This window comes from Mesorhizobium sp. 113-3-3 (assembly GCF_016756495.1).
Classification (GTDB): domain Bacteria; phylum Pseudomonadota; class Alphaproteobacteria; order Rhizobiales; family Rhizobiaceae; genus Mesorhizobium.
Map to the genome: position 1 here is coordinate 5,260,745 of NZ_AP023243.1, position 21,150 is coordinate 5,281,894.

Annotated in this window: 23 protein-coding genes; 8 read left to right on the plus strand and 15 right to left on the minus strand. The window is 63.2% G+C overall.

The features are described from left to right. Positions 1-151: 151 nt before the first annotated feature. Positions 152-841, plus strand: a complete 690-nt coding sequence (locus JG746_RS25830) for an HAD family hydrolase (protein WP_202355291.1) — start codon at positions 152-154, stop codon at positions 839-841. A gap of 40 nt (positions 842-881) precedes the next feature. Here the strand turns inward: JG746_RS25830 and JG746_RS25835 are convergent, their stop codons facing one another. Continuing rightward, a complete protein-coding gene (locus tag JG746_RS25835) occupies positions 882-1,643 on the minus strand; it encodes a hypothetical protein (RefSeq protein WP_202355292.1) in 762 nt (253 codons plus the stop codon). A gap of 130 nt (positions 1,644-1,773) precedes the next feature. Here JG746_RS25835 and thrC point away from each other — a divergent pair, with 130 nt between their 5' ends. From thrC to JG746_RS25855, 4 genes are read left to right on the plus strand one after another with little or no spacing between them, the layout of a single operon-like run. After that, on the plus strand, positions 1,774-3,171 hold the full coding sequence (gene thrC, locus JG746_RS25840) for a threonine synthase (RefSeq protein ID WP_202355293.1): 1,398 nt from the start codon (positions 1,774-1,776) through the stop codon (positions 3,169-3,171). A gap of 14 nt (positions 3,172-3,185) precedes the next feature. Next, positions 3,186-4,478, plus strand: a complete 1,293-nt coding sequence (locus JG746_RS25845; protein ID WP_202355294.1) for a M16 family metallopeptidase — start codon at positions 3,186-3,188, stop codon at positions 4,476-4,478. Between the two features lie 14 nt (positions 4,479-4,492). After that, positions 4,493-5,089, plus strand: a complete 597-nt coding sequence (locus JG746_RS25850; RefSeq protein ID WP_202355295.1) for a GNAT family N-acetyltransferase — start codon at positions 4,493-4,495, stop codon at positions 5,087-5,089. Between the two features lie 3 nt (positions 5,090-5,092). Next, the gene (locus tag JG746_RS25855) at positions 5,093-7,981 is read left to right on the plus strand and encodes an EAL domain-containing protein (RefSeq protein ID WP_019857005.1); all 2,889 of its coding nucleotides are present in this window, start codon (positions 5,093-5,095) and stop codon (positions 7,979-7,981) included. A 24-nt stretch (positions 7,982-8,005) separates the two neighbouring features. On the opposite strand, the gene JG746_RS25860 is transcribed toward JG746_RS25855, so the two are convergent. Next, the gene (locus JG746_RS25860; protein ID WP_027046619.1) at positions 8,006-8,614 is read right to left on the minus strand and encodes a YqgE/AlgH family protein; all 609 of its coding nucleotides are present in this window, start codon (positions 8,612-8,614) and stop codon (positions 8,006-8,008) included. A gap of 170 nt (positions 8,615-8,784) precedes the next feature. Between JG746_RS25860 and JG746_RS25865 the strand changes: the two genes are divergently transcribed. From JG746_RS25865 to JG746_RS25875, 3 genes are all read left to right on the plus strand, one after another. After that, entirely contained in the window at positions 8,785-9,591 is an 807-nt protein-coding gene (locus tag JG746_RS25865) for a protein-disulfide reductase DsbD domain-containing protein (protein ID WP_202355296.1), read from the plus strand. 83 nt (positions 9,592-9,674) lie between these two features. Next, on the plus strand, positions 9,675-10,157 hold the full coding sequence (locus JG746_RS25870; protein WP_202355297.1) for a peroxiredoxin: 483 nt from the start codon (positions 9,675-9,677) through the stop codon (positions 10,155-10,157). Positions 10,158-10,249: 92 nt separating this feature from the next. Next, the gene (locus JG746_RS25875) at positions 10,250-10,726 is read left to right on the plus strand and encodes a DUF2938 domain-containing protein (RefSeq protein WP_202355298.1); all 477 of its coding nucleotides are present in this window, start codon (positions 10,250-10,252) and stop codon (positions 10,724-10,726) included. Positions 10,727-10,730: 4 nt separating this feature from the next. Here the strand turns inward: JG746_RS25875 and JG746_RS25880 are convergent, their stop codons facing one another. The 13 genes from JG746_RS25880 to coxB all read right to left on the minus strand — a co-directional run bounded on the left by JG746_RS25880 (position 10,731) and on the right by coxB (position 20,996). Beyond that, positions 10,731-11,315, minus strand: coding sequence for a histidine phosphatase family protein (locus JG746_RS25880; protein ID WP_202355299.1), 585 nt, complete (start codon positions 11,313-11,315; stop codon positions 10,731-10,733). Between the two features lie 39 nt (positions 11,316-11,354). Beyond that, a complete protein-coding gene (gene rnhA / locus JG746_RS25885) occupies positions 11,355-11,888 on the minus strand; it encodes a ribonuclease HI (protein WP_202355300.1) in 534 nt (177 codons plus the stop codon). After that, positions 11,885-12,862, minus strand: a complete 978-nt coding sequence (locus JG746_RS25890) for a homoserine kinase (RefSeq protein WP_202355301.1) — start codon at positions 12,860-12,862, stop codon at positions 11,885-11,887. The genes rnhA and JG746_RS25890 overlap by 4 nt, the downstream gene beginning before the upstream one ends. A 5-nt stretch (positions 12,863-12,867) precedes the next feature. Further along, the gene (ispH, locus tag JG746_RS25895; RefSeq protein WP_202355302.1) at positions 12,868-13,878 is read right to left on the minus strand and encodes a 4-hydroxy-3-methylbut-2-enyl diphosphate reductase; all 1,011 of its coding nucleotides are present in this window, start codon (positions 13,876-13,878) and stop codon (positions 12,868-12,870) included. Between the two features lie 106 nt (positions 13,879-13,984). Beyond that, on the minus strand, positions 13,985-14,740 hold the full coding sequence (locus JG746_RS25900) for an SURF1 family protein (RefSeq protein WP_202355303.1): 756 nt from the start codon (positions 14,738-14,740) through the stop codon (positions 13,985-13,987). Continuing rightward, entirely contained in the window at positions 14,737-15,123 is a 387-nt protein-coding gene (locus JG746_RS25905; RefSeq protein WP_095771026.1) for a DUF983 domain-containing protein, read from the minus strand. Before JG746_RS25905 ends, JG746_RS25900 begins: the two co-directional genes overlap by 4 nt. 21 nt (positions 15,124-15,144) lie before the next feature. Further along, positions 15,145-15,636: a L,D-transpeptidase family protein gene (locus JG746_RS25910; protein ID WP_202355304.1), complete on the minus strand. Its 492-nt coding sequence runs from the start codon at positions 15,634-15,636 to the stop codon at positions 15,145-15,147. A 92-nt stretch (positions 15,637-15,728) separates the two neighbouring features. Next, positions 15,729-16,607 (minus strand): cytochrome c oxidase subunit 3, encoded by an 879-nt coding sequence (locus JG746_RS25915; protein ID WP_202355305.1) that lies wholly within the window; start codon positions 16,605-16,607, stop codon positions 15,729-15,731. Position 16,608: 1 nt separating this feature from the next. After that, positions 16,609-17,241: a cytochrome c oxidase assembly protein gene (locus JG746_RS25920; protein ID WP_202355306.1), complete on the minus strand. Its 633-nt coding sequence runs from the start codon at positions 17,239-17,241 to the stop codon at positions 16,609-16,611. Then, positions 17,241-17,399: a hypothetical protein gene (locus tag JG746_RS25925; protein ID WP_202359565.1), complete on the minus strand. Its 159-nt coding sequence runs from the start codon at positions 17,397-17,399 to the stop codon at positions 17,241-17,243. Before JG746_RS25925 ends, JG746_RS25920 begins: the two co-directional genes overlap by 1 nt. A gap of 2 nt (positions 17,400-17,401) precedes the next feature. Continuing rightward, positions 17,402-18,346 (minus strand): heme o synthase, encoded by a 945-nt coding sequence (locus tag JG746_RS25930; protein WP_202355307.1) that lies wholly within the window; start codon positions 18,344-18,346, stop codon positions 17,402-17,404. A gap of 74 nt (positions 18,347-18,420) precedes the next feature. Then, complete coding sequence (gene ctaD / locus JG746_RS25935; RefSeq protein ID WP_202355308.1) at positions 18,421-20,073, minus strand: cytochrome c oxidase subunit I; 1,653 nt, start codon at positions 20,071-20,073, stop codon at positions 18,421-18,423. A gap of 38 nt (positions 20,074-20,111) precedes the next feature. Continuing rightward, positions 20,112-20,996: a cytochrome c oxidase subunit II gene (coxB, locus tag JG746_RS25940; RefSeq protein WP_244730448.1), complete on the minus strand. Its 885-nt coding sequence runs from the start codon at positions 20,994-20,996 to the stop codon at positions 20,112-20,114. Positions 20,997-21,150: the final 154 nt, after the last annotated feature.

Genomic DNA, 21,150 nt, shown 5'->3' on the forward strand with positions numbered 1-21,150 from the left:
GTTTACTCCCCGTTATGGTTACCGATCAGCGTAAATATTCGGTGAAGGCTCGCGGACAGGCCTGCCAGGTTTGCGAAGGCCGGGCCATTGGTGTATGCCGCGCCGCCCGAGGCCCTCAAGGCCGCCTCACCCTCACTTTGTCCGGATCGCCATGCCCCAGCCAGACCTTGTCATCTTCGATTGCGACGGCGTGCTCGTCGATTCCGAAATCATCGCCGCGCGGATCGAGGCCGAGTTGATAACGCTCGCCGGATATGAAATCTCGGCCGAGGAGATTGCCGAGAGCTATGCGGGCCTGACGTTCAAGGACATCCTTCTGCGGATCGAGGAGAAGTCCAAAATCCCGTTCCAGGCGTCGCTGATCGACCGCGCCGAAGAGCTCGTCGACCGCAAGCTGCGCAGCGACGTGCGCGCCATCGACGGCGTCCGCGAAGCAGTCGCCTCGGTCACCACGCAGCGCTGCATCTGCTCCAACTCACGCTCGGAGCGGATAGAATTCATGCTGGAGAAGGTGCATCTGCTGCCGTTCTTCGCCGGCCGCATCTTCTCGGCGCTGGAAATACCGAGCAAAAAGACCAAGCCGGCGCCGGACGTGTTCCTGCTCGCGGCGGAAAAGCTCGGCGCGAACCCAGCGAACACTTTCGTTATCGAGGATTCCGTGCACGGCGTCACCGGCGCCAGGGCAGCCGGTATGCGGGTGATCGGCTTCACCGGCGCCAGCCACAGCTATCCCGGCCACGCCGACGCGCTGACCGAGGCCGGCGCCGAAACGGTGATCCGCCGCTGGGCAGAGCTGAAAAGCGTGATCGCGGCGCTGTCGGAATGGTCAGCCGACGCCTGAGGCGCGCGCCGAGCTGAGCGCACGCTATGCCGATGACCGCTCAGTTCGTCGCCGCGGCCTTCTTCCTGCGGGTCTTCTTCGGCTTGTCGGTCGTCGCCTTCGGCGCGGTTTCATCATAGCCGGCATAGGCCTGATAATCCTGCGCCGTCGGCGCCGGCACCACGATATTGGAATCGGTGAAGACGAACTGGGTGGCGACCGACGGATCGGTGACCTGAACCTGATACTGGTGGATCTGCGAGTAGAGCACGTCTGTGCCGTGCATCACCGCGGTGCGGATCGGCATGGTGATGGTGCCGGGCGAGAACTTCGGTCCCGGCACGATCTTGCCGGCGACCGCGATCTTCATCGTCAGTTGTCCGTCGGCGCGGCTGCAATCGCGGGTCACGTCGGCAATCGAGGCCTGATAGATGATCCTCTGAGAATCGTCGGGTGCGGCCGCAGCGGCGGCGGCGTCGGCAGCGGCCTGTGCCTGTGCCTCCTGCGCCTGCTGGTCGGCTTCGGCCTGGTTCCTCGGCTTGCGCATGGGCTTGGACTTCGGCTTCGGCTTCTGGACGTCCTTGGAGTAGGTGTTGAAGAAGGCCGTGCCGTCGCGCACCGTCACGCGCGGGCAATAGGCATTCAACTGGCTGGCCAGAATCTTGGGATCCTGCGGAGGTGGCGGCGCGGCTGGATCCTTCTTGCCGCCCAAGCCGAGGTTCAGGATGCCATTGTCGCCCGATTGGCAGCCGGCGGCGGCGAGCATAAAGCCAGTGAGCGCAAGACCCGCCAAAAAGCGGCCACTTGATGTACGAAACGCCATGAAACTCCCACTTCCCTCTCGTAAAGCTGGTGACGTATATCAACGGCGCGGCAAAAATGCGACTGGAGCCGGCACAGAAATTAACCACCTTGTGGTGAACGGAAAAGCCAAGCGGCAACGGGACTGAGACATGCAATATGTGAGTACGCGCGGGGAAGCACCCGCGCTTGGATTTTCCGATGCCGTGCTGGCGGGGCTGGCGCGCGATGGCGGGCTTTACGTGCCGCGCGAATGGCCGCAGTTTTCGGCTTCAGAGATCCGCGCCATGCGCGGCCTTGCCTATCCCGACCTCGCCATCCGCGTGCTGTCGCCGTTCCTTGGCGGCGAAATCCCGGCGCCGGTCTTCGAACGCCTGGTGCGTGAAGCCTATGCCACCTTCCGGCATGAGGCCGTCTGCCCGCTGGTGCAGACCGGCTCCAACACTTTTGTCCTCGAACTTTTCCATGGGCCTACGCTGGCGTTCAAGGACGTGGCGATGCAGCTGCTCGCCCGGCTGATGGACCATGTGCTTGCCGAACGCGACCAGCATGCCACCATCGTCGGCGCCACGTCAGGCGACACAGGCGGTGCTGCGATCGACGCCTTTGCCGGGCGCAGCCGCACCGACATCTTCATCCTGTTCCCGCATGGCCGTGTCTCGCCGGTGCAGCAGCGACAGATGACGACGTCGAAGGCTGAAAACGTCCACGCGATGGCGATCGAAGGCAATTTCGACGACTGCCAGGGCCTGCTTAAGGACATGTTCAACGACCACGCCTTCCGTGACAGGGTGGCGCTGTCAGGGGTCAATTCGATCAACTGGGCCCGCATCATGGCCCAGATCGTCTATTATTTCTCCTCGGCCCTGTCGCTCGGCGCGCCGGACAGGCCGGTGTCCTTCACCGTGCCGACCGGCAATTTCGGCGATATCTTCGCCGGCTATGCCGCCAAGAAGATGGGCCTGCCGATCGAACGGCTGGTCATCGCCACCAACGACAACGACATATTGGCGCGCACCTTCGCCACCGGCGAATACCGCACCAAGGGTGTCTTTGCGACCACCTCGCCATCGATGGACATCCAGGTGTCGTCGAATTTCGAACGCCTGCTGTTCGAAGCCTCCAACCGCGACGCGGCGACCGTGCGGCGTTACATGGACGGCCTGAAGCAGTCCGGCGCCTTCACCATAGAAGCCGGCGAAATCAATGGGATGCGCTCCGAATTCGATGCCGGCCGCGCCACCATGGACGAGGTCGCCGCCACCATCCGCTCGACGCTCGCGGCCAGCAACTACCTGCTCGATCCGCATACCGCCGCGGCCATGCATGTCGCGGCCGGCAAGGCATCGGGCGCCGTGCCGATGGTGGTGCTGGGCACTGCCCATCCGGCAAAATTCCCGGGCGCCGTCGAGGCCGCCAGCGGTGTCTCACCCGCCCTGCCCGCATGGCTAGGCGGATTGATGACATTTGAGGAAAAATACACGGTACTTCCATCCGACCTGAAAATGGTGGAAGATTACGTCAGCCGCCGCGCGCGGGCGGCGCGTTAGGGAGTACGAACCATATGGGTGTTGAGGTAAGCCGTCTGTCGAACGGCCTGACAGTCGCCACCGAAACCCTTCCAAGTATCGAATCGGTTGCTCTTGGTGCCTGGGTCAAGTCGGGTGCCCGCAATGAACGTGACGACGAGCATGGCATGGCCCATCTGCTCGAGCACATGGCGTTCAAGGGCACGAAGCGGCGAAGCGCCTTCGAAATCGCCTCGGAAATCGAGGATGTCGGAGGCGAGATCAACGCCGCCACGAGCGTCGAGACCACCTCCTACTACGCCAGGGTGCTCAGCGATGACGTGCCGCTGGCCGTCGACATCCTTGCCGACATCCTGCAGGAGTCCGAATTCGACCCGCAGGAGCTCGAGCGCGAGCAGCACGTCATCCTGCAGGAGATCGGCGCTGCGCACGATACGCCAGACGACATTGTCTTCGACCGTTTCACCGAGACGGCCTTTCGCCACCAGACCATCGGCCGCTCGATCCTGGGCACGCCGGAAACCGTCAAATCCTTCACGTCCAAGCAGTTGCACGATTTCATCGAACGCCAATATGGCGCCGAGCGGATGGTGATCGTGGCTGCCGGTGACATCAAGCACGACAATTTCGTGCGCGAGGTGGAGAAGCAGCTCGGCGGCTTCCGCAGCAAGGCCGACAGCACCATCCCGCAATATGCGCAATATGTCGGTGGCGATTTCCGCGAGGACCGCGACCTGATGGACGCGCAGATCGTGCTGGGCTTCGAGGGCCGCGCCTACCATGTGCGCGACTTCTACGCCTCGCAGGTGCTGTCGATGATCCTCGGCGGCGGCATGTCGTCGCGCCTGTTCCAGGAAGTCCGCGAGAAACGCGGCCTGTGCTACTCGGTCTATGCCTTCCACTGGGGCTTTTCAGACACCGGCATTTTCGGCGTCCACGCCGCGACGGGCCAGAGCGACATCGCCGAACTCGTACCTGTCATCATCGACGAGTTGCAGAAGGCCGGCGAGAACATCCTGCAGGAAGAACTCGATCGCGCGCGTGCGCAGTATCGCGCCGGGCTGATCATGTCCGCCGAAAGCCCGGCCAGCCGCGCCTCGCAGATCGCAAGGCAATTGCTTTTGTTCGGCAGGCCGATCGCCAAGGAGGAATTGATGGAGCGCCTGTCGGCGCTGACGGTCGAACGGCTGACCGACCTGTCGTCGCGGATGTTCTCGACCAAGCCGACGCTTACCGCTGTCGGGCCCGTGGGTACGCTGGCACCATATGAGGCGATCCTCGATTCGCTTCCGGGCACGCAGACCACGGCCCGCAGGCTCGCCGTCTAAGTCCCCCAGGCGTCGTGTTCGCGCTCCCTTTCTTTCGCCGTGACCTGCCGGCGCTGAAGGGCAATCTCGTCACGTTGCGCGTGCCATACACCAACGACTATCGGGAATGGTCGGTGCTGCGCGGCGAAAGCCGGGCCTTCCTGGAGCCATGGGAGCCGCGCTGGACCCCCGACGAGCTCGACCGCACGGCATGGCGCCTGCGCATCAGCCGTTATCGCGAAGATTATGCGCAGGGAACCGCGATCGCCTTCTTCATCTTCGAGAAGTCGAGCGGCAAGCTGGCCGGCGGCATCACGCTCGGCAACATACGCCACGGTGTCTCCCAAAGCGGCCATGTCGGCTACTGGATCGGCGAGCGCTTCGGTGGCCGCGGGCTGATGACCGACGCGGTCAAGGTGGTGGCTCGCTTCGCCTTCGATACGCTGAGGTTGCACCGGATCGAGGCGGCCTGTATTCCCGACAACATCCGGTCGATCCGCGTGCTTGAAAAAGCCGGATTCCGGCGCGAAGGACTGTTACGATCCTATCTCAGGATCAACGGCATCTGGCAGGACCACTATCTCTACGCCCGGATCGCGGACGATCCGCTGGACGCAGGAACGAAGGACTGATTTTTGACGAATTTCCTGCGAAACGGGCCGCTGTTCGCCTTTGTCCTCGCGGCAATCCTGACGCTGTGCGCGGCTTCGTCGGCCTTTGCCGTCGAACCGATCAAGATTGCCCGCGACGATGTCGCGCTCGACCTGTCGCGCGCCTTCGAGATCTACCGCAACCAGGGTGAGAACTTTCAGGTGTCGACCGCGCCCGGGCCGGACGGCATCGTGCGGCGCATCGAGGTCGAGGCCAATGACGCACGCTCGACCGGCGACTGGGCGGTGTTCGCGCTGGCCAACACCACCGACCAGCAGCTCGACAGGCTGATCGTGGCGCCGCATTTCCGGCTGGTCAATTCCGGCATCTTCTGGCCCGATCTCGGCGCCACCCGTATTGCAGCTATCACGCCCAGCGAGGGCTTCGCGCTCGACCGCCAGACCAGCCCCGACGCCGACGTGTTCCGGGTGACGCTGAACCCGGGAACGGTGATCACCTTCATCGCCGAACTTGCCTCGCCCAAGCTGCCGCAGGTCTATCTGTGGGAGCCGGAAGCCTATAAGGACTCGGTCAACTCCTACACGCTGTTTCGCGGCATCGTCATCGGCATTGCAGGCCTTCTGGCGCTGTTCCTGACCATCCTCTTCGTCGTCAAGGGAACCTCGATGTTCCCGGCGACCGCGGCCCTTGCCTGGGCGGTGCTTGCCTATATCTGCGTCGATTTCGGCTTCCTCAACAAGGTCATCGAGATTTCGCCCGGCAATGAGCAGATGTGGCGGGCGGGAACGGAGGTGGCGCTTGCAGCGACATTCGTGGTCTTCCTGTTCGCCTATCTCAACCTCAACCGCTGGCATGGCCATTTCAGCTATGGCGCGCTGGTCTGGATCCTCGGGCTGGTGCTGATTGCGGGCGTCGCCATCGTCGATCCGGCGGTAGCCGCCGGCATCGCCCGCATCTCCTTTGCGGCAACAGCTTTGACCGGGCTGGGCCTGATCATCTTCCTCGGGATACGCGGCTATGACCGCGCTATCATGCTGGTGCCCAGTTGGGTCATGGTGCTGTTGTGGCTATGCGGGTCGTGGATGGCGATCACCGGCATGCTCGACAACGACATCGCCCAGCCGGCGCTCGGCGGCGGGCTGATCCTGATCATCCTGCTCATCGGCTTCACCGTCATGCAGCACGCCTTTGCCGGCGGCGCGCTGCATCAGGGGCTGTTCTCCGACCTCGAACGCCAGGCGCTGGCGGTTGCCGGGTCGGGCGACACGGTGTGGGACTGGGACGTGCTGCGCGACCGCGTCGTCACCAAGCCCGATGTCAGCATTCAGCTCGGCCTGGCGCCCAACAGTCTTGGGGGTGCGGCGCGCAACTGGCTGCCGGTGCTGCATGCCGACGACCGCGACACGTTCCGCACGACGCTCGACGTGGTGCTGGAGCACCGGCGCGGCCGGGTGGCGCAGAATTTCCGCCTGCGCGGCGCCGACGGGCACTATCACTGGTTCGCCTTGCGGGCGCGGCCGGTCATCGGATCGGACGGCGAGGTCATACGCTGCGTCGGCACCATGGTCGACGTCACAGAGCAGAAGAAGTCCGAGGAACGGCTGCTGCACGACGCCGTGCACGACAATCTGACCGGCCTGCCGAACCGCGAATTGTTCATGAACCGGCTGGAAGCGATCATCTCGATCGCCCGCACCGAAGAGAAGGTGCGCCCGACCGTCTTCGTCATCGACATCGACCGCTTCAAGCAGGTCAATGACGGGCTCGGCATCTCGGCCGGCGACACCATCCTGCTGACCATCGCGCGCCGCCTGCACCGGTTGCTCAAGCCGAAGGATTCGCTGTCGCGCTTTGCCGGCGACCAGTTCGCGCTGATGCTGTTGTCCGAACAGGACCCTGCCCGCATCGCCGGCGTGGCGGACGCCATCAAGCATGCGATCAACAACCCGATCACCTTCGCCAAGCGCGAGATCGTGCTGACCGCCTCGATCGGCCTGATCACCTGGACCTCGGCGCAGACCTCGGCCGAGGACATGGTCAAGGACGCCGAGCTTGCCATGCATCAGGCCAAGCGTTTCGGCGGCGACAGGATCGAGCCGTTCCGCCCGGCCTTCCGCACCGTCGGCACCGACCGGCTGCAGTTCGAATCCGACTTGCGGCGCGCCATCGAGCGGCGCGAATTCACCCTTGCCTACCAGCCGATCGTTCGGCTGGAGGACGGCAGCGTCGCCGGCTTCGAAGCCCTGCTGCGCTGGGACCATCCGCGCCGCGGTATGATCCCGCCGGCGGATTTCATCCCGGTCGCCGAAAGCTGCGGGCTGATCGTGCAGCTTGGGCTGTTCGCCATGCAGCAGGCAGCCGAGGACCTGGCCGGATGGCAAAAGCAGATCGGCGATGCGCCGCTGTCGGTCTCGGTCAATCTGTCCAGCCGCCAGTTGATCCGCCGCGACCTGGTCAGCGATGTCCGCTCGGTCATTGCGCGGGCCAATCTGAAGCCGCGCTGTTTCCGGCTCGAGCTCACCGAGTCCCTGGTCATGGACAATCCCGAGCAGACGGCGCACGTGCTGACCAAGCTGAAGCAGCTCGGCATCGGCCTGTCGCTGGACGATTTCGGCACGGGCTATTCCTCGCTCGCCTACCTGACGCGGTTCCCATTCGACACGATCAAGATCGACAAGAGCTTTGTCGACGACAGCACGCCGAAGCGCGCCGTGCTGCTCAAATCCATGGTCAACATGGCGCATGAGCTCGGCCTGTCGGTGGTCGCCGAGGGCATCTCGGACGAACGCGATGCGCTGGAACTGCGCCAGATGGGCTGCGAATATGTGCAGAGCTTCATGTTCGGCGCGCCGATGCCGGGCGACCAGGTGCTGAAGACGCTGAAGGAACAGTATCCGCTGACGCAGGCTTAGAGGCCTCTGCGCCGGCGTTATGGGTCAGGCGTGCCCGGCAGCCAGGCTCAAATGCGCCAGATCGATGCCGATCGAGGCGAGGATGCGGTCGTATTTGCGCTCGATGTCGGCGTCGAAGAGAAGCTCGGGACTGGCCGGGCAGGTCAGCCAGCCATTCTCGGCGATCTCGGTTTCCAGCTGGCCGGCGCCCCAGCCGGAATAGCCGAGCGCCATCAGCGCGTGACGCGGGCCGCGGCCCGACGATATGGCGCGCAAAATGTCGACCGTCGCGGTCAGGCAGATATCGTCGGAAACGGTCAGCGACGATTCCACGCGGTAATCGCCCGAATGCAGGACGAAGCCGCGGCTGCGATCGACAGGCCCGCCATTGCGCACGACGAAATCGCGGGCCTGCGCCGGCAGGCGGATCGCCTCCTGCTCGTTCATGATGCCGAGTTGCACCAGAAGGTCGGGAAACAGCATCTGCTGTGTCTGGTTGATGATCAGGCCCATCGCGCCTTCGTCGCTGTGCGCGCAGATGTAGATGACCGAGCGCGTGAAACGATCGTCCTTCATGCCGGGCATGGCAATCAGGAACTGATCATCGAGAAAGCCGCGTCCAGCAGCCGTCTTCTTGTGGCGCAACAAATCCATGACAGGGAAGGTACCGTGTTTCCCCGACGCCGAAAAGATGCGCCGCGCCTGATTCGACCAAAGCCCATGATGCCAGGCCGTCATGGCTTGCCCGCGAGGTCACGCAAATATGATATCAACAAAGCCCTGAGAACATAGCGCGGCCACGAACGGACGATCAAATCACCGCCATGCAAAGCTTGAAAATCCTGCTGCTCGGCGCCGCCATCGGATCGGCGAGCGCTCTCCCCGCCTCCGCCTCCTCGTCAGCCTGGTATAACAGCGAAGGCGGCAAGGTGCGGCTGGTGACATCAGGCAAGCCCGACGAGGCCGGCCGCATCCAGGGCGTTCTCGACATCGCGCTCAAGCCGGGCTGGAAGACCTATTGGCGTGATCCGGGCGACGCCGGTGTGCCGCCGCAGCTCGGTGTTTCGGCCAGCACCAATATTGCCGATGCCACAATCTCGTTTCCGGCACCCCAACGCCACGACGATGGTTATGGCAAATGGGCAGGCTATAATTATCCCGTCTCTCTGCCGGTGGTGTTCACGCTGTCGGAAGCGAAGGATCCGGCCGTCATTGACGCCGACGTCTTCCTCGGCATTTGCGAAACGATCTGCATACCGGTGCAGACGCGGTTGACGGTCGACCCCGGTTCCGACCCCGATAATGCGGACGATGCAGCCCTGGTGAAGGCGAGTTTCGCGGCGTTGCCGGCGCCCGCGAGATCGGATTTCGGCATCAACGTCCTGCCGGGCGATCACGAGACGCTGGTTGTCGAGGCGAGTTTTCCTGGTGCCTCCGAGGCGGCGGATTTCTTCGTCGCCGGCGAGCGCGACTACATGTTCGGCGCCCCTTCCCGCAGCGAGAAGGACGGCAAGCTGATCTTCACCGTGCCGATCCTCGACCGCCCTTCGACGACGCCGACGGATGGCGGGCTTCACTACACGCTGACGAGTTCGACGGGCGCGGTCGAAGGGCTGTTGCCTTTCCCTTGATCCAGTCTGCCCGAACGGTTGCAGGACGCCGCTGAGTTCGCTACGCAAGCATGCATCCTTCCCATTCCCCAAGCGAGGAACTCATGACCATTTCCGTTGGCGACAAGCTGCCCGAGGTGACCTTCAAGACGATGACCGCCGACGGCGCCAAGGCGATCACCTCGGCCGAGATTTTCCCGGGCAAGAAAGTGGTTCTGTTCGGTGTTCCCGGCGCCTTCACGCCGACCTGCAGCAACAACCATCTGCCCGGCTATCTCGAAAACCATGACGCCATCCTGGCCCGCGGCGTCGACACCATCGCCGTCGTTTCGGTCAACGACGTTCATGTCATGGGCGCCTGGGCGCACTTCACCGGCGGCGAAGGCAAGATCCTGTTCCTCGCCGACGGCAGTGGTGATTTCGCCAAGGCGGTCGGGCTCGACAACGACCTCTCCGCAGCCGGCATGGGCCTGCGCTCCAAGCGGTTTTCGATGATCGTCGACGACGGCAAGGTCACCGCGCTCAATGTCGAGACCAAGCCCGGAGTAGACGAGTCCGGCGCGGCTCACATTCTCGGGCAGCTCTGAGCTTCAACGGTCGCATCGGGCGAGGCGGCACGGCCGGCCTTGCCCGATAACCGCTTGTATTCCAGAACTGCCGGCTTTCGGGGGATCCAACGATGTTTGACATCTTCTGGCGCGCTGTCGTGATCGGCATCGGCGCCACGGTGCTGATGGATCTCTGGGCGATGGTGCTTCACAAGGCGTTCGGCCAGCCACGGCCGAACTGGGGACCGGTCGGCCGCTGGGTCTGGCACCTTGGAGACAAGGTCTTTCACGATGATATCGGCGAGGCGGAGCCTTACGCGCATGAAATGGCGCTGGGCTGGGCGTTTCACTATTTCGTCGGCATCGTCTACGGCATCATCCTGGTCGCGCTGGCCGGAACCGGCTGGCTCGCCGCGCCGACCTTCCTGCCGGCCTTCATCCTCGGCATCGTCACCGTCGGCGCCGGCTGGTTCCTGCTGGCGCCGGGCATGGGTGCGGGATGGGCAGCCTCGAAGCGGCCCAATCCGATGCAGATCCGCGCGCTCAACCTGGTCTCGCACACGGTCTTCGCGCTCGGGCTTTGGGGCACCGCGCTGCTGATCCGTTGAGGGTTTAGACCTGCTCCAGCCTGTCGATCGGCCGCCATCCATGGATGACGCGGCGGGCGCCGATATCATAGGCAAAATAGTTGCCGCCGCCTGCCGGTTGGTCCGCTTCGCGGCTGATTTTCTGCCCGCTGAGAGACAGCAGCAGGAGCGTTCCCACGCCTCCATGGCCGACAAAGGCCATGTCTCCGGTCCCGCCCTCATCAAGCACGGCCTCGACCTCGCTCACAATGCGTTGCTGCGCATCGCTGGCGCGCTCCCACCCCCGAATGCTCTTGTGCGGACTGGCGAAGAACTGGTCGGCGACCGCTTCGAACTCCGGCGGCGGCAGGAAGCCGGTCGCGGACCGGTCGTTCTCATGCATCCGTTCCCTCACCTCGACCGCAAGGCCGAGATGGCGTGCCAGGATTTCGCCCGTTTCTATCGCCTTGCGCTCACCCGACGAAACGATGCGCCGGATCGATCCGACCCATGGCTGATCGAGCATGGCGACAGCCCTCGCCCGTCCGATATCGGACAGCCCCCATTCCGGCACGGGAATGGCGGCATCGATCCGCACCTGGGGATGCGTGACATAGTAGAGGATCGGCACGATCGAGATTCCTGGCTGAAGCGGACCGGCCGCGGGAACTCAATAGCTCTGGGTCGAACGACGCGCCTTCGTAGCCAATGGCTGCTTTGCCTGGACATCCGGCTTCGGCGCTGAAACCGCCGGCTTGAAAGAGCCCTTCTTGAACGGCGCCATACCTTCCCGCGCGAGCTCGTCGGCGCGCTCGTTCTCGGTGTGGCCGGCATGGCCCTTGACCCAGTTCCAGGTGACCTTGTGGCGCCGGTTGGCTTCATCCAGCGCCTGCCACAGTTCGCCGTTCTTGACCGGCTTCTTGTCGGCGGTCTTCCAGCCGTTCTTCTTCCAGCCATGGATCCACTTGGAAATGCCGTCCATGACATATTTGCTGTCGGTGTGCAGCTCGACCGTGCAAGGCTCCTTCAGCGCATTCAGCGCCGAGATGGCGGCCAGCAGCTCCATGCGGTTGTTGGTCGTTTCAGCCTCGCCACCTGAAAGCTCCCTGGTGGTGCCGTTGAAGCGCAGGATGGCGCCCCAGCCGCCAGGGCCAGGATTGCCCGAACAGGCACCGTCGGTGAAGATTTCAACCTGTTTGCTCATGATACCCCGTATTCGGCCAATCCATATTCCGAAGCCGATTTGATTGCCCGATGGAACCGCATCCGCCTGATATATTCAGTCGGGTCGCGCTTCATCACCAAGCCGCCATCGGGAACGGTCAACCAGTCGTAGAGCCGGGTCAGCATGAAACGCAACGCCGAACCGCGCGACAGCATCGGCAGCGCCGCCTTTTCCTCTGCGCTCAGCGGGCGCACGCTCTGATAGCCGGCGAGCAGTGCCTTGCCCTTGGTGAGGTTGAAGGAGAAATCCTTCTCGAAACACCAGGCGTTGAGGCAGGTGGCGACATCATAGGCATAGAGGTCGTCGCAAGCGAAATAGAAGTCGATCAGGCCGGAGAGTTTTTCGCCGAGGAAGAAGACATTGTCCGGAAACAGATCGGCATGGATAATGCCTGCCGGAAGGCCCTTCGGCCAGTTGCGCTCGAAATCGGCGAAGTCGGCATCGACCTCGGCCGCCAGGCCCGGCTCGACCTCGTCGGCGCGGTTGCGGGCCGCGTTCCAAAGCTTGCGCCAGCCGTCGATGGCGAGCGCATTCGGACGGTTCATCGGAAAATCGGCCCCGGCCAGATGCAAGGCGGCCAGCGCCTTGCCGACCTCGGCGCAATGCGTCGCCGTCGGCCGCCGCAGCGAAAGCCCTTCGAGGAAGGTGATGATGACCGCCGGCCTGCCGGCCAGCGTGCCGATGACGCTGCCGTCATGCGCGGTCACCGGCAGCGGGCAGGACACGCCCTTGTTGGCGAGATGGCCCATCAGCCCGAGAAAGAACGGCAGATCCGCCTTGTCGACGCGCTTCTCATAGAGCGTCAGGATGTAGGAGCCGCTGGAGGTGTGCAGCAGGAAGTTGGAGTTCTCCGTACCTTCGGCTATGCCCTTGTAGGACAGGAGTTCGCCAACCGGATAGTGCTTCAGGAAAGCGCCGAGTTCGCCCTCCGCAACGTCGGTGTAGACCGCCATGTGCCTTACGCGGCCCCATTGACGAAGGCCATGTCGGCCGGCGTCAGTTCGACATCGCGCAGTACCCGCATGACCGGAAAATCCTCTGTTTCGGTGGCTGTGATGGCGAGGTCGATGGTGACATCGAAGCGTTGTCGGAACGCGTCGATGATCTCGTCGACGATGATCTCCGGCGCCGAAGCCCCCGCCGACAGGCCGAGCGTCGAAATATTGCCGATGTCATTCCACGGAATCTCGGCTGCGCGCTGCACGAGAAGCGACATCGTGGCGCCGGCACGCTCCGCCACTTCGACAAGGCGTCGCGAATTGGAGGAGTTGGGGGCGCCGACGATCAGATAGAGATCGGCGCCCGGGGCGGTGTCCTTGACCGCTTCCTGGCGGTTGGTGGTGGCGTAGCAGATCGATTCAGCCGCAGGCGCCTGCAGATCGGGAAAGCGGTCCTTCAGCGCACGGATGATGCCGGCAGTGTCCTCGACCGACAATGTGGTCTGGGTGACGAAGCCAAGCGCCTTCGGATCGGCGGGCACGAGCTTCGCGGCATCTGCTTCGGTCTCGACCAGCGTGACCGCGCCCTCAGGCAATTGCCCCATCGTGCCGATCACCTCGGGGTGTCCGGCATGGCCGATCAACAGCACATGGCGGCCAAGCCGCTGATGGCGCATCGCCTGCTTGTGGACCTTGGAGACCAGCGGACAGGTGGCGTCGAGATAGAAGAGGTTGCGCGCCTGGGCATCCGCCGGCACCGATTTCGGCACGCCATGCGCCGAGAAGACGACCGGCGACTGCCGGTGCTCGGCCGGGATCTCGGAGAGTTCCTCTATGAAGACGGCGCCAAGGCTTTGCAGCCCTTCGACAACGTAACGGTTGTGCACGATCTCGTGGCGGACATAGACCGGCGCGCCGTATTTCTTGAGCGCCAGCACGACGATCTGGATGGCGCGGTCGACGCCGGCGCAGAAACCCCGCGGCTGGCAGAGCCGGATCGTCAGCGGAGGCTTGTTGGTTGTCTGAAGCATTAAATCCTGGCCGGTTCGTCAGCGCCGAAATGAGGTGCCTACCCCTGTTCTGTCAAGAGCGGGCCCTGTCAAGGGTATCGATGGAAAGGAAGTGCGCTGCTTGCGTTCATTCCTCTTTCGCGGGACGGCGAAGCCGCAGGATGAGCACGGCGGCGAGTGCCGCTGCAAGTCCGTACCAGGTCATCGCATACTGCAGATGGCTGTTCGGCAGGTCGATGATGGTGACGCCGCCGACCGGCAGACCGCCGGGATTGGGCGTCTTGTCGGCATCGATGAAGATCGGCACCAGGGTGAACCCGGCTGGCAGGCCGGCACTTGCTGCCATGACGTCGCGGTCCTTCCAGTAGAAGATGTTCTTGGCCACGTCATTGTCGGGAAGCATCATCGACGGCTTTGCCGGCAGCGGATTGCGGGCAAGCCCGGTGATGGTAACCTTGCCTGTCACCTGCCCCTTGGCGCGCTTGGCGGGGTCTTTCAGATCATAGGGTATGAAACCACGATTGATCAGCACGAAGCGGCCATCGTCGAGCGCAAGCGGCGTGTAGACGTTGAAGCCGGCGTCACCATCCCAGGTCGCATAGAAATGCCGTTCGCCCGAATGCAGGAACGTGCCGGAGACGGTGACCGGCGTGTAGTCGACGTCGCCGGTCGAGGCGAATTGCTTCTCGACCTCGGCCAGCGGCTGCGGCGCCGAATGGGTGCGCTGGTCGATGGTCTGCAGGAGACCTTCCTTCCAGTGCAGGCGCTGGACCTGCCAGGTGCCGAGCGCCAGCAGGATCAAAAGCAGCACCAGGCCAAGACCGAGCAGCAATGCCGATCGTGGCCGCGAACGGCCGGTACTTTTGACGGATGCCTCGCTCATTCGCCGCGGTCCAGCCGGCCTTCAGCCGCCTTGTTGGCATATTGGAGAGTGAGCAGCACGCCCTTGATCAGCCGCAGCGCCGTCAGGCACAGCACCAGGGCCAGCGGGATCCAGACCAGCAGATGGAGCCAGAGCGGCGGGCTCAGCGTCACCTCGACCCAGAGCGCCAGGCCGACGATGATGAAGCCGATGATCAGGATGACGAAGACCGCCGGTCCGTCGCCGGCATCGGCGAAGGAATAGTCGAGGCCGCAATTGACGCAGCGTTTGCCGACGGTGAGGAAGCCCGAAAACAGCCGCCCTTCGCCGCAGCGCGGGCAGCGGCCGTGCAGGCCGGCCGATATCGGTTCGATCGGAGGCCAGATCGCCTTGTCTTCACTCATGGGTAGGGCCGCCACTCATCGCTATTGCTCGATCTCGATCGGTGTCCCATCGGCCACCATTGCCCAGATTTCGTCCATGTCGGAGTCCGTAACGGCAATGCAGCCGTCAGTCCAGTCGACCAATTGAAGCAGCCAGCCCCACCAGCCGAACCCATTCGGCTGGCCGTGGATCATGATCATGCCACCGGCGTCGATATTGCGCGCCTTTGCCGCCGCCAGATCGTCGGCATTGGGATACGAAATATGGATCGATCTGTGCGCGATGCTGTTGGGGTTGCGCCAGTCGAGCATATAGCGCCCCTCTGGCGTGCGCTGGTCGCCCTCCTGGTGCTTGTGGCCGACGGGATTTCCGCCAAGCGCGATGCCGTAGCTGCGCAGGACCTTGCCGTCACCGATCAGTTCCAGCCGCCGCTCCGCCTTGTGGACACGCACCAGATCGACCTTCTCGGCCCCCAGAGCCGGGAAAGCCAGGAGGATGAAGGCGCAGATCGCCCAGGGAATTGTCAGCCGCATCGGCAATCGATCGGCAATCATTGCGCCGAAAAGAAGAAGGCGGCCACGTCACCGCGGCCGCCTTCATGAAAATCGAAATGCTAAGGACCGGATCAGTGGCCTTCAATCACCGCGCCGACCGATCCCCAGACATAGATCGAGGCGAACAGGAACAGCCAGACCACGTCGACGAAGTGCCAGTACCAGGCGGCGGCCTCGAAGCCGAAATGCTGCTTGGGCGTGAAATCGCCCTTCATCGCCCGGATCAGGCAGACCAGCAGGAAGATGGTGCCGATGATGACATGGAACCCATGGAAGCCGGTCGCCATGAAGAAGGTGGCGCCGTAGATGGAATCCTTGAAGCCGAACGGAGCGTGCATGTACTCATAGGCCTGGACCATGGTGAACAGCATGCCGAGGCCGACGGTCAGCACCAGGCCGTTGATCAGGCCCTTGCGGTCGCCATGGATGAGCGAATGGTGCGCCCAGGTGACCGTGGTGCCCGACAGCAGCAGGATGATGGTGTTGTAAAGCGGCAGGTGGAAGGGATCGAGAACTTCCATGCCCTTCGGCGGCCAGACACCACCGGTAAATGTGTGGCGCGCGTAGTTCTGCACCTCGCCGGCAAAAAGGCTGGCGTCGAAATAGGCCCAGAACCAGGCGACGAAGAACATCACCTCCGAGGCGATGAACATGATCATGCCGTAGCGCAGATGCAGCGACACGACCCGCGTGTGATGTCCCTCATGCGCTTCCTTGATCGTGTCCGACCACCAGGCGAACATGGTGTAGAGGACGATCACCAGGCCGATGAAGAACAGCCACGGGTTGGCGATGTTGTAGCCGAAGATCGGGAAGGAGCCGCCCTTCAAATACTCCATGAGGCAGACGCCGCCGAAGGCCATGACGAGTGCGCCTACCGATCCCAGGAAAGGCCACGGGCTTGGGTCGACGAGATGATAGTCGTGATGTTTTGCGTGCGCGTCTGCCATATCAACCCCCGAGATTTGCTTCGGTATCTGAAACTGTCTTGCTGGTGCCCTGGACCGGCTCCGAAGAGGCAACCGGCTTGTTCTTCTCGACCGGGAACATCGTATAGGACAGCGTGATCGTCTTCACGTCCTTCAGTTCCGGCACATTCACGATATCGGGGTCCACATAGAACAGGACCGGCATGTCCAGCGTCTCGCCAGGCTTCAGCGACGTATCGGTGAAGCAGAAACACTCGACTTTGTTGAAGTAGGGCCCCGCCAGTTCCGGCTGCACGTTGAAGGTGGCGCGGCCGGTGACGGGGCGATCGAACTTGTTGGTCGCCTGATAATGCGCCTGCACCGTCTCGCCGATCTTCATGGTCATCGAGCGCTGGACCGGCTGGAACTCCCACGGTACGCCGGCGATGTTGGCGTCGAAGCGCACGGTGATCTCGCGGTCGAGCACGCGGCCGGCATATTGCTTCTCGACACGTTGCGTCGTGCCGCCATAACCGGTCGCCTGGCAGAACATCTTGTAGAGCGGCACGGCTGCATAGGCCATGCCGATCATGCCCGTGAAGAAGGCAAGGCAGACAGCCGCGACGACGCGGTTGCTGTTTTTGCCGACCGGCTTCTTGGACATCTCGACGCTCATCACATCGTGCCCAGATTGTGGCCGAACTTGACGATCGTGGCGATGTAGAAAATAACGACCAGCACCGCCAGCGCCACGCCTATGGCGATGGATCGGCTGCGCTGGGCCTTCCTCTGGCGATCGGTCAAGGTGACCGTCTCAAGCTTTTCCTCGACCATGATCATGCTCCACCCATGGCAAGCGCGCGTTCGACGACGCTGTCGGCCAGGTAGGCAGCGAAGATGGCGAAGAGATAAAGCAGCGAATAGGCAAACAGCGCCTTGGCCGGCTTCATGACGCGGTCGTCGTCGGCCATGCGGAGCACTTTCCACGCATACCAGACAAAGCCGAGCCCGAGCAGCATGGCGGCCACGCCATAGAAGGGCGTGGTGTAGCCGAGCAGCCATGGCGCCACGCCGACCGGGGCCAGCACCAGCGCATAGGCGAAAATCTGACGGCGGGTCGACGCCTGGCCGGCGACATTGGGCATCATCGGGATGCCGGCGCGCTCATAGTCTCCGGACTTGAACAGCGCGAGCGCCCAGAAATGCGGCGGTGTCCACAGAAAGATGATCAGGAACAGGACGATGCTTTCGAGGCTGACCGATCCGGTCACCGCGGCCCAGCCGATCACCGGAGGAATGGCACCGGCCGCGCCGCCAATGACGATGTTCTGCGGCGTCCAGCGCTTCAGCCACATCGTGTAGACGACGGCATAGAAGAAGATGGTGAATGCCAGCAGCGTCGCGGACAGCCAATTGACCAGCACGCCAAGCGTCATCACCGACAGCACCGACAGCACCAGGCCGAAGCTCAGCGCCTCGTGCGGCTGGATGCGGCCGGACGGCACCGGGCGGCTTGCTGTCCTGGTCATCACCGCGTCGATGTCAGCGTCGTACCACATGTTGAGCGCGCCCGAGGCGCCTGCACCGATGGCGATAGACAGGATGGCGATCACCGCCAGCAGCGGGTTGATGGTAACCGGTGCGGCGACCAGCCCGACAAAGGCCGTGAACACCACCAGCGACATGACGCGCGGCTTCAGCAGGGCGAAGAAATCGCCCGCCGTCGCTTCCGACATGCGGAAGCCCGCTTCGTCAATGCTGGTTTCGTCAACTAGGGCCATGCGTACTCGGTCCATCATTCCGTTGGCCAAAACCGCCGGCGAACCGGCGGTTTCGTATTCGGGCGGGTGCCGCCTTACTTGATCTTCGGCAGCTGCTCCCACTGGTGGAACGGCGGCGGCGAAGGCAGCTGCCATTCGAGCGTGGTGGCGCCCTCGCCCCACGGGTTGGCACCGGCGATCCGCTTCTTCTGGAAGGCTTCGAACACGCCGTAGAGGAAGATCAGGACGCCGACGGCGGAGATGTAGGAGCCGATCGACGACACGTAGTTCCAGCCGGCAAACGCGTCCGGATAGTCGATGGTACGGCGCGGCATGCCGGCGAGGCCGAGGAAATGCTGCGGGAAGAAGATCAGGTTGACGCCCACGAAGGTGACCCAGAAGTGGGTGTTGGCGATGACGGGCGAGTACATGTAGCCGGTCATCTTGGGGAACCAGTAGTACCAGCCGGCGAAGATCGCGAACACCGCACCCAGCGACAGCACATAGTGGAAGTGGGCGATGACGAAATAGGTGTCATGCAGCGAGCGGTCGAGGCCGGCATTGGCCAGCTGGACGCCGGTGACGCCACCGATGGTGAACAGGAAGATGAAGCCCAGCGCCCACAGCATCGGCGTCTTGAACGAGATCGACCCGCCCCACATCGTCGCGATCCAGGAGAAGATCTTCACGCCCGTCGGCACCGCGATGACCATGGTTGCGAAAACGAAGTAGCGCTGCGTGTCGAGCGACAGGCCGGTCGTGTACATGTGGTGCGCCCAGACGATGAAGCCAACGGCGCCGATCGCGACCATGGCGTAGGCCATGCCGAGATAACCGAACACCGGCTTCTTCGAGAAGGTCGAGACGATGTGGCTGATGATGCCGAAGCCCGGCAGGATCAGGATGTAGACTTCCGGATGGCCGAAGAACCAGAACAGGTGCTGGAACAGCAGGGGATCGCCGCCGCCATCAGGCGCGAAGAAAGTGGTGCCGAAATTGCGGTCGGTGAGCAGCATCGTGATGCCGCCGGCCAGGACCGGCAGGGACAACAGCAGCAGGAAGGCGGTGACCAGCACCGACCAGGCGAACAGCGGCATCTTGTGCAGCGTCATGCCCGGAGCACGCATGTTGAAGATGGTGGTGATGAAGTTGATGGCGCCGAGGATCGACGAGGCACCGGCGATGTGGATCGACAGGATCGCCAGATCCATGGCAGGCCCGGGCTGACCCGAGGTCGACAACGGCGGATAGAGCGTCCAGCCACCACCGACACCGTAAGCGCCCGGCGCGCTCGGCACGAACATCGAGGTCAGCAGCAGGATGAAGGCCGGCGGCAGCAGCCAGAAGGAGATGTTGTTCATGCGCGGGAACGCCATGTCGGGCGCGCCGATCATGATCGGCACCATCCAGTTGGCGAAGCCGCCGATCAGGGCCGGCATGACCATGAAGAAGATCATGATCAGCGCATGCGCGGTGGCGAAGGCATTGTACATGCTCTTGCCGCCGTCGACCGCGGCGTCGCCGTTCATGCCGTAGACCATCTGCGCCAGACCGCTGAAGATCTGGATGCCGGGCTCCTGCAACTCCATGCGGATGGCAACCGACAGGGCGCCGCCGATGATGCCGGCCATGATCGCGAAGATCAGGTAGAGCGTGCCGATGTCCTTGTGGTTGGTCGAATAGACCCAGCGCACCCAGCCATGATAAGGCTTGTGGTCGTGGCTGTCGTGAGCTGCAGCGTCTGCCATGTTCCGCTCCGTTCCCTAAATCTTGCTAACCCGCGGCATCAATTGCCGGCGGCCGCTACCTTGTTCTGGCCATCGACCTCGGCCATCAGCGTCTTGTTGGCGCCGGGCAGATCGGTCTTGGCCGCAGCCAGCCAGGTCTTGAACTGCGCGTCGGAGACGACGCGAATGGCGATCGGCATGAAGGCGTGGTCCTTGCCGCAAAGCTGCGAGCACTGGCCGTAAAAGATGCCTTCCTTCTCCGCCTTGAACCAGGTCTCGTTGGTGCGCCCCGGAATGGCGTCGATCTTGATGCCGAAGGACGGCATGGCGAAGGAGTGGATCACGTCGGTCGCGGTGACGAGCACGCGCGTCATCGTGTTGACCGGCACCACCAGTTCATTGTCGACGGCGAGCAGGCGCGGATAGACCTTGCGATCCTCCTTGCCGGCCTTGGCGCGATCACCATCCTGGAGGATGGCCGAATTGAAGGAGAGCGTGCTGTCGGTCTGGTATTCGTAGTCCCAGTTCCACTGATTGCCGGTCGCCTTGACGGTCAGCTTGGCTTCTTCCGGCGGCGTGTACTGCGCGGTCAGGAGCTGGAACGAGGGGATGGCGAGGCAGAGCAGGATCACGACAGGACCGACGGTCCAGATCACCTCGATCAGCGTGTTGTGGCTGGTCTTGGAGGGAACCGGGTTTGCGCTCGCGCGGAACCTGACGATGCAGTAGGCGAGGAGAAGCAGCACCAGAATGGTGATCGGGACGATGAACCACATCGTGTAGTTTCCGAACCATTCGATCTGCCGCATCATGTCGGTCGCCGGCGCCTGGAAAGTCGTCTCCCACGCCACGGGCTGGTCGGCATGGGCGGACGTGCCGGCGAAAAGCGCGGTGGCAGCCCCAGCACTGGCTAGAAACTTGGCGTCTGCTAGGAAATTTCTCATCGCCCTCTTCGTCTCCCAGTTCCTCGCGGCCGTGCCAACGAGAATAACGAACAATGCCGGGACGGGAATCCCGACAGTCTCAAGGTGGTTCAAACCATACTCTTTTTCCCTCCGCAAGAAAGGAGCGGAGGAAACTGTGCGGCATTTTTGCGCG

Excerpts from the sequence above, each read along its gene's own strand:
- JG746_RS25920 (WP_202355306.1), bottom strand. The coding sequence starts at position 17,241 with ATGAGCGTCGAGATGTCCAAGAAGCCGGTCGGCAAAAACAGCAACCGC.
- JG746_RS25930 (WP_202355307.1), bottom strand. The coding sequence starts at position 18,346 with ATGGCCCTAGTTGACGAAACCAGCATTGACGAAGCGGGCTTCCGCATG.
- ctaD (WP_202355308.1), bottom strand. The coding sequence starts at position 20,073 with ATGGCAGACGCTGCAGCTCACGACAGCCACGACCACAAGCCTTATCAT.
- JG746_RS25845 (WP_202355294.1), top strand. The coding sequence starts at position 3,186 with ATGGGTGTTGAGGTAAGCCGTCTGTCGAACGGCCTGACAGTCGCCACC.
- rnhA (WP_202355300.1), bottom strand. The coding sequence starts at position 11,888 with ATGAGCAAACAGGTTGAAATCTTCACCGACGGTGCCTGTTCGGGCAAT.
- JG746_RS25925 (WP_202359565.1), bottom strand. The coding sequence starts at position 17,399 with ATGGTCGAGGAAAAGCTTGAGACGGTCACCTTGACCGATCGCCAGAGG.
- JG746_RS25900 (WP_202355303.1), bottom strand. The coding sequence starts at position 14,740 with ATGAGCGAGGCATCCGTCAAAAGTACCGGCCGTTCGCGGCCACGATCG.
- JG746_RS25910 (WP_202355304.1), bottom strand. The coding sequence starts at position 15,636 with ATGCGGCTGACAATTCCCTGGGCGATCTGCGCCTTCATCCTCCTGGCT.
- JG746_RS25915 (WP_202355305.1), bottom strand. The coding sequence starts at position 16,607 with ATGGCAGACGCGCACGCAAAACATCACGACTATCATCTCGTCGACCCA.
- JG746_RS25870 (WP_202355297.1), top strand. The coding sequence starts at position 9,675 with ATGACCATTTCCGTTGGCGACAAGCTGCCCGAGGTGACCTTCAAGACG.
- thrC (WP_202355293.1), top strand. The coding sequence starts at position 1,774 with ATGCAATATGTGAGTACGCGCGGGGAAGCACCCGCGCTTGGATTTTCC.
- JG746_RS25890 (WP_202355301.1), bottom strand. The coding sequence starts at position 12,862 with ATGGCGGTCTACACCGACGTTGCGGAGGGCGAACTCGGCGCTTTCCTG.
- JG746_RS25865 (WP_202355296.1), top strand. The coding sequence starts at position 8,785 with ATGCAAAGCTTGAAAATCCTGCTGCTCGGCGCCGCCATCGGATCGGCG.
- JG746_RS25875 (WP_202355298.1), top strand. The coding sequence starts at position 10,250 with ATGTTTGACATCTTCTGGCGCGCTGTCGTGATCGGCATCGGCGCCACG.
- JG746_RS25835 (WP_202355292.1), bottom strand. The coding sequence starts at position 1,643 with ATGGCGTTTCGTACATCAAGTGGCCGCTTTTTGGCGGGTCTTGCGCTC.
- coxB (WP_244730448.1), bottom strand. The coding sequence starts at position 20,996 with ATGAGAAATTTCCTAGCAGACGCCAAGTTTCTAGCCAGTGCTGGGGCT.
- JG746_RS25830 (WP_202355291.1), top strand. The coding sequence starts at position 152 with ATGCCCCAGCCAGACCTTGTCATCTTCGATTGCGACGGCGTGCTCGTC.
- JG746_RS25860 (WP_027046619.1), bottom strand. The coding sequence starts at position 8,614 with ATGGATTTGTTGCGCCACAAGAAGACGGCTGCTGGACGCGGCTTTCTC.
- ispH (WP_202355302.1), bottom strand. The coding sequence starts at position 13,878 with ATGCTTCAGACAACCAACAAGCCTCCGCTGACGATCCGGCTCTGCCAG.
- JG746_RS25905 (WP_095771026.1), bottom strand. The coding sequence starts at position 15,123 with ATGAGTGAAGACAAGGCGATCTGGCCTCCGATCGAACCGATATCGGCC.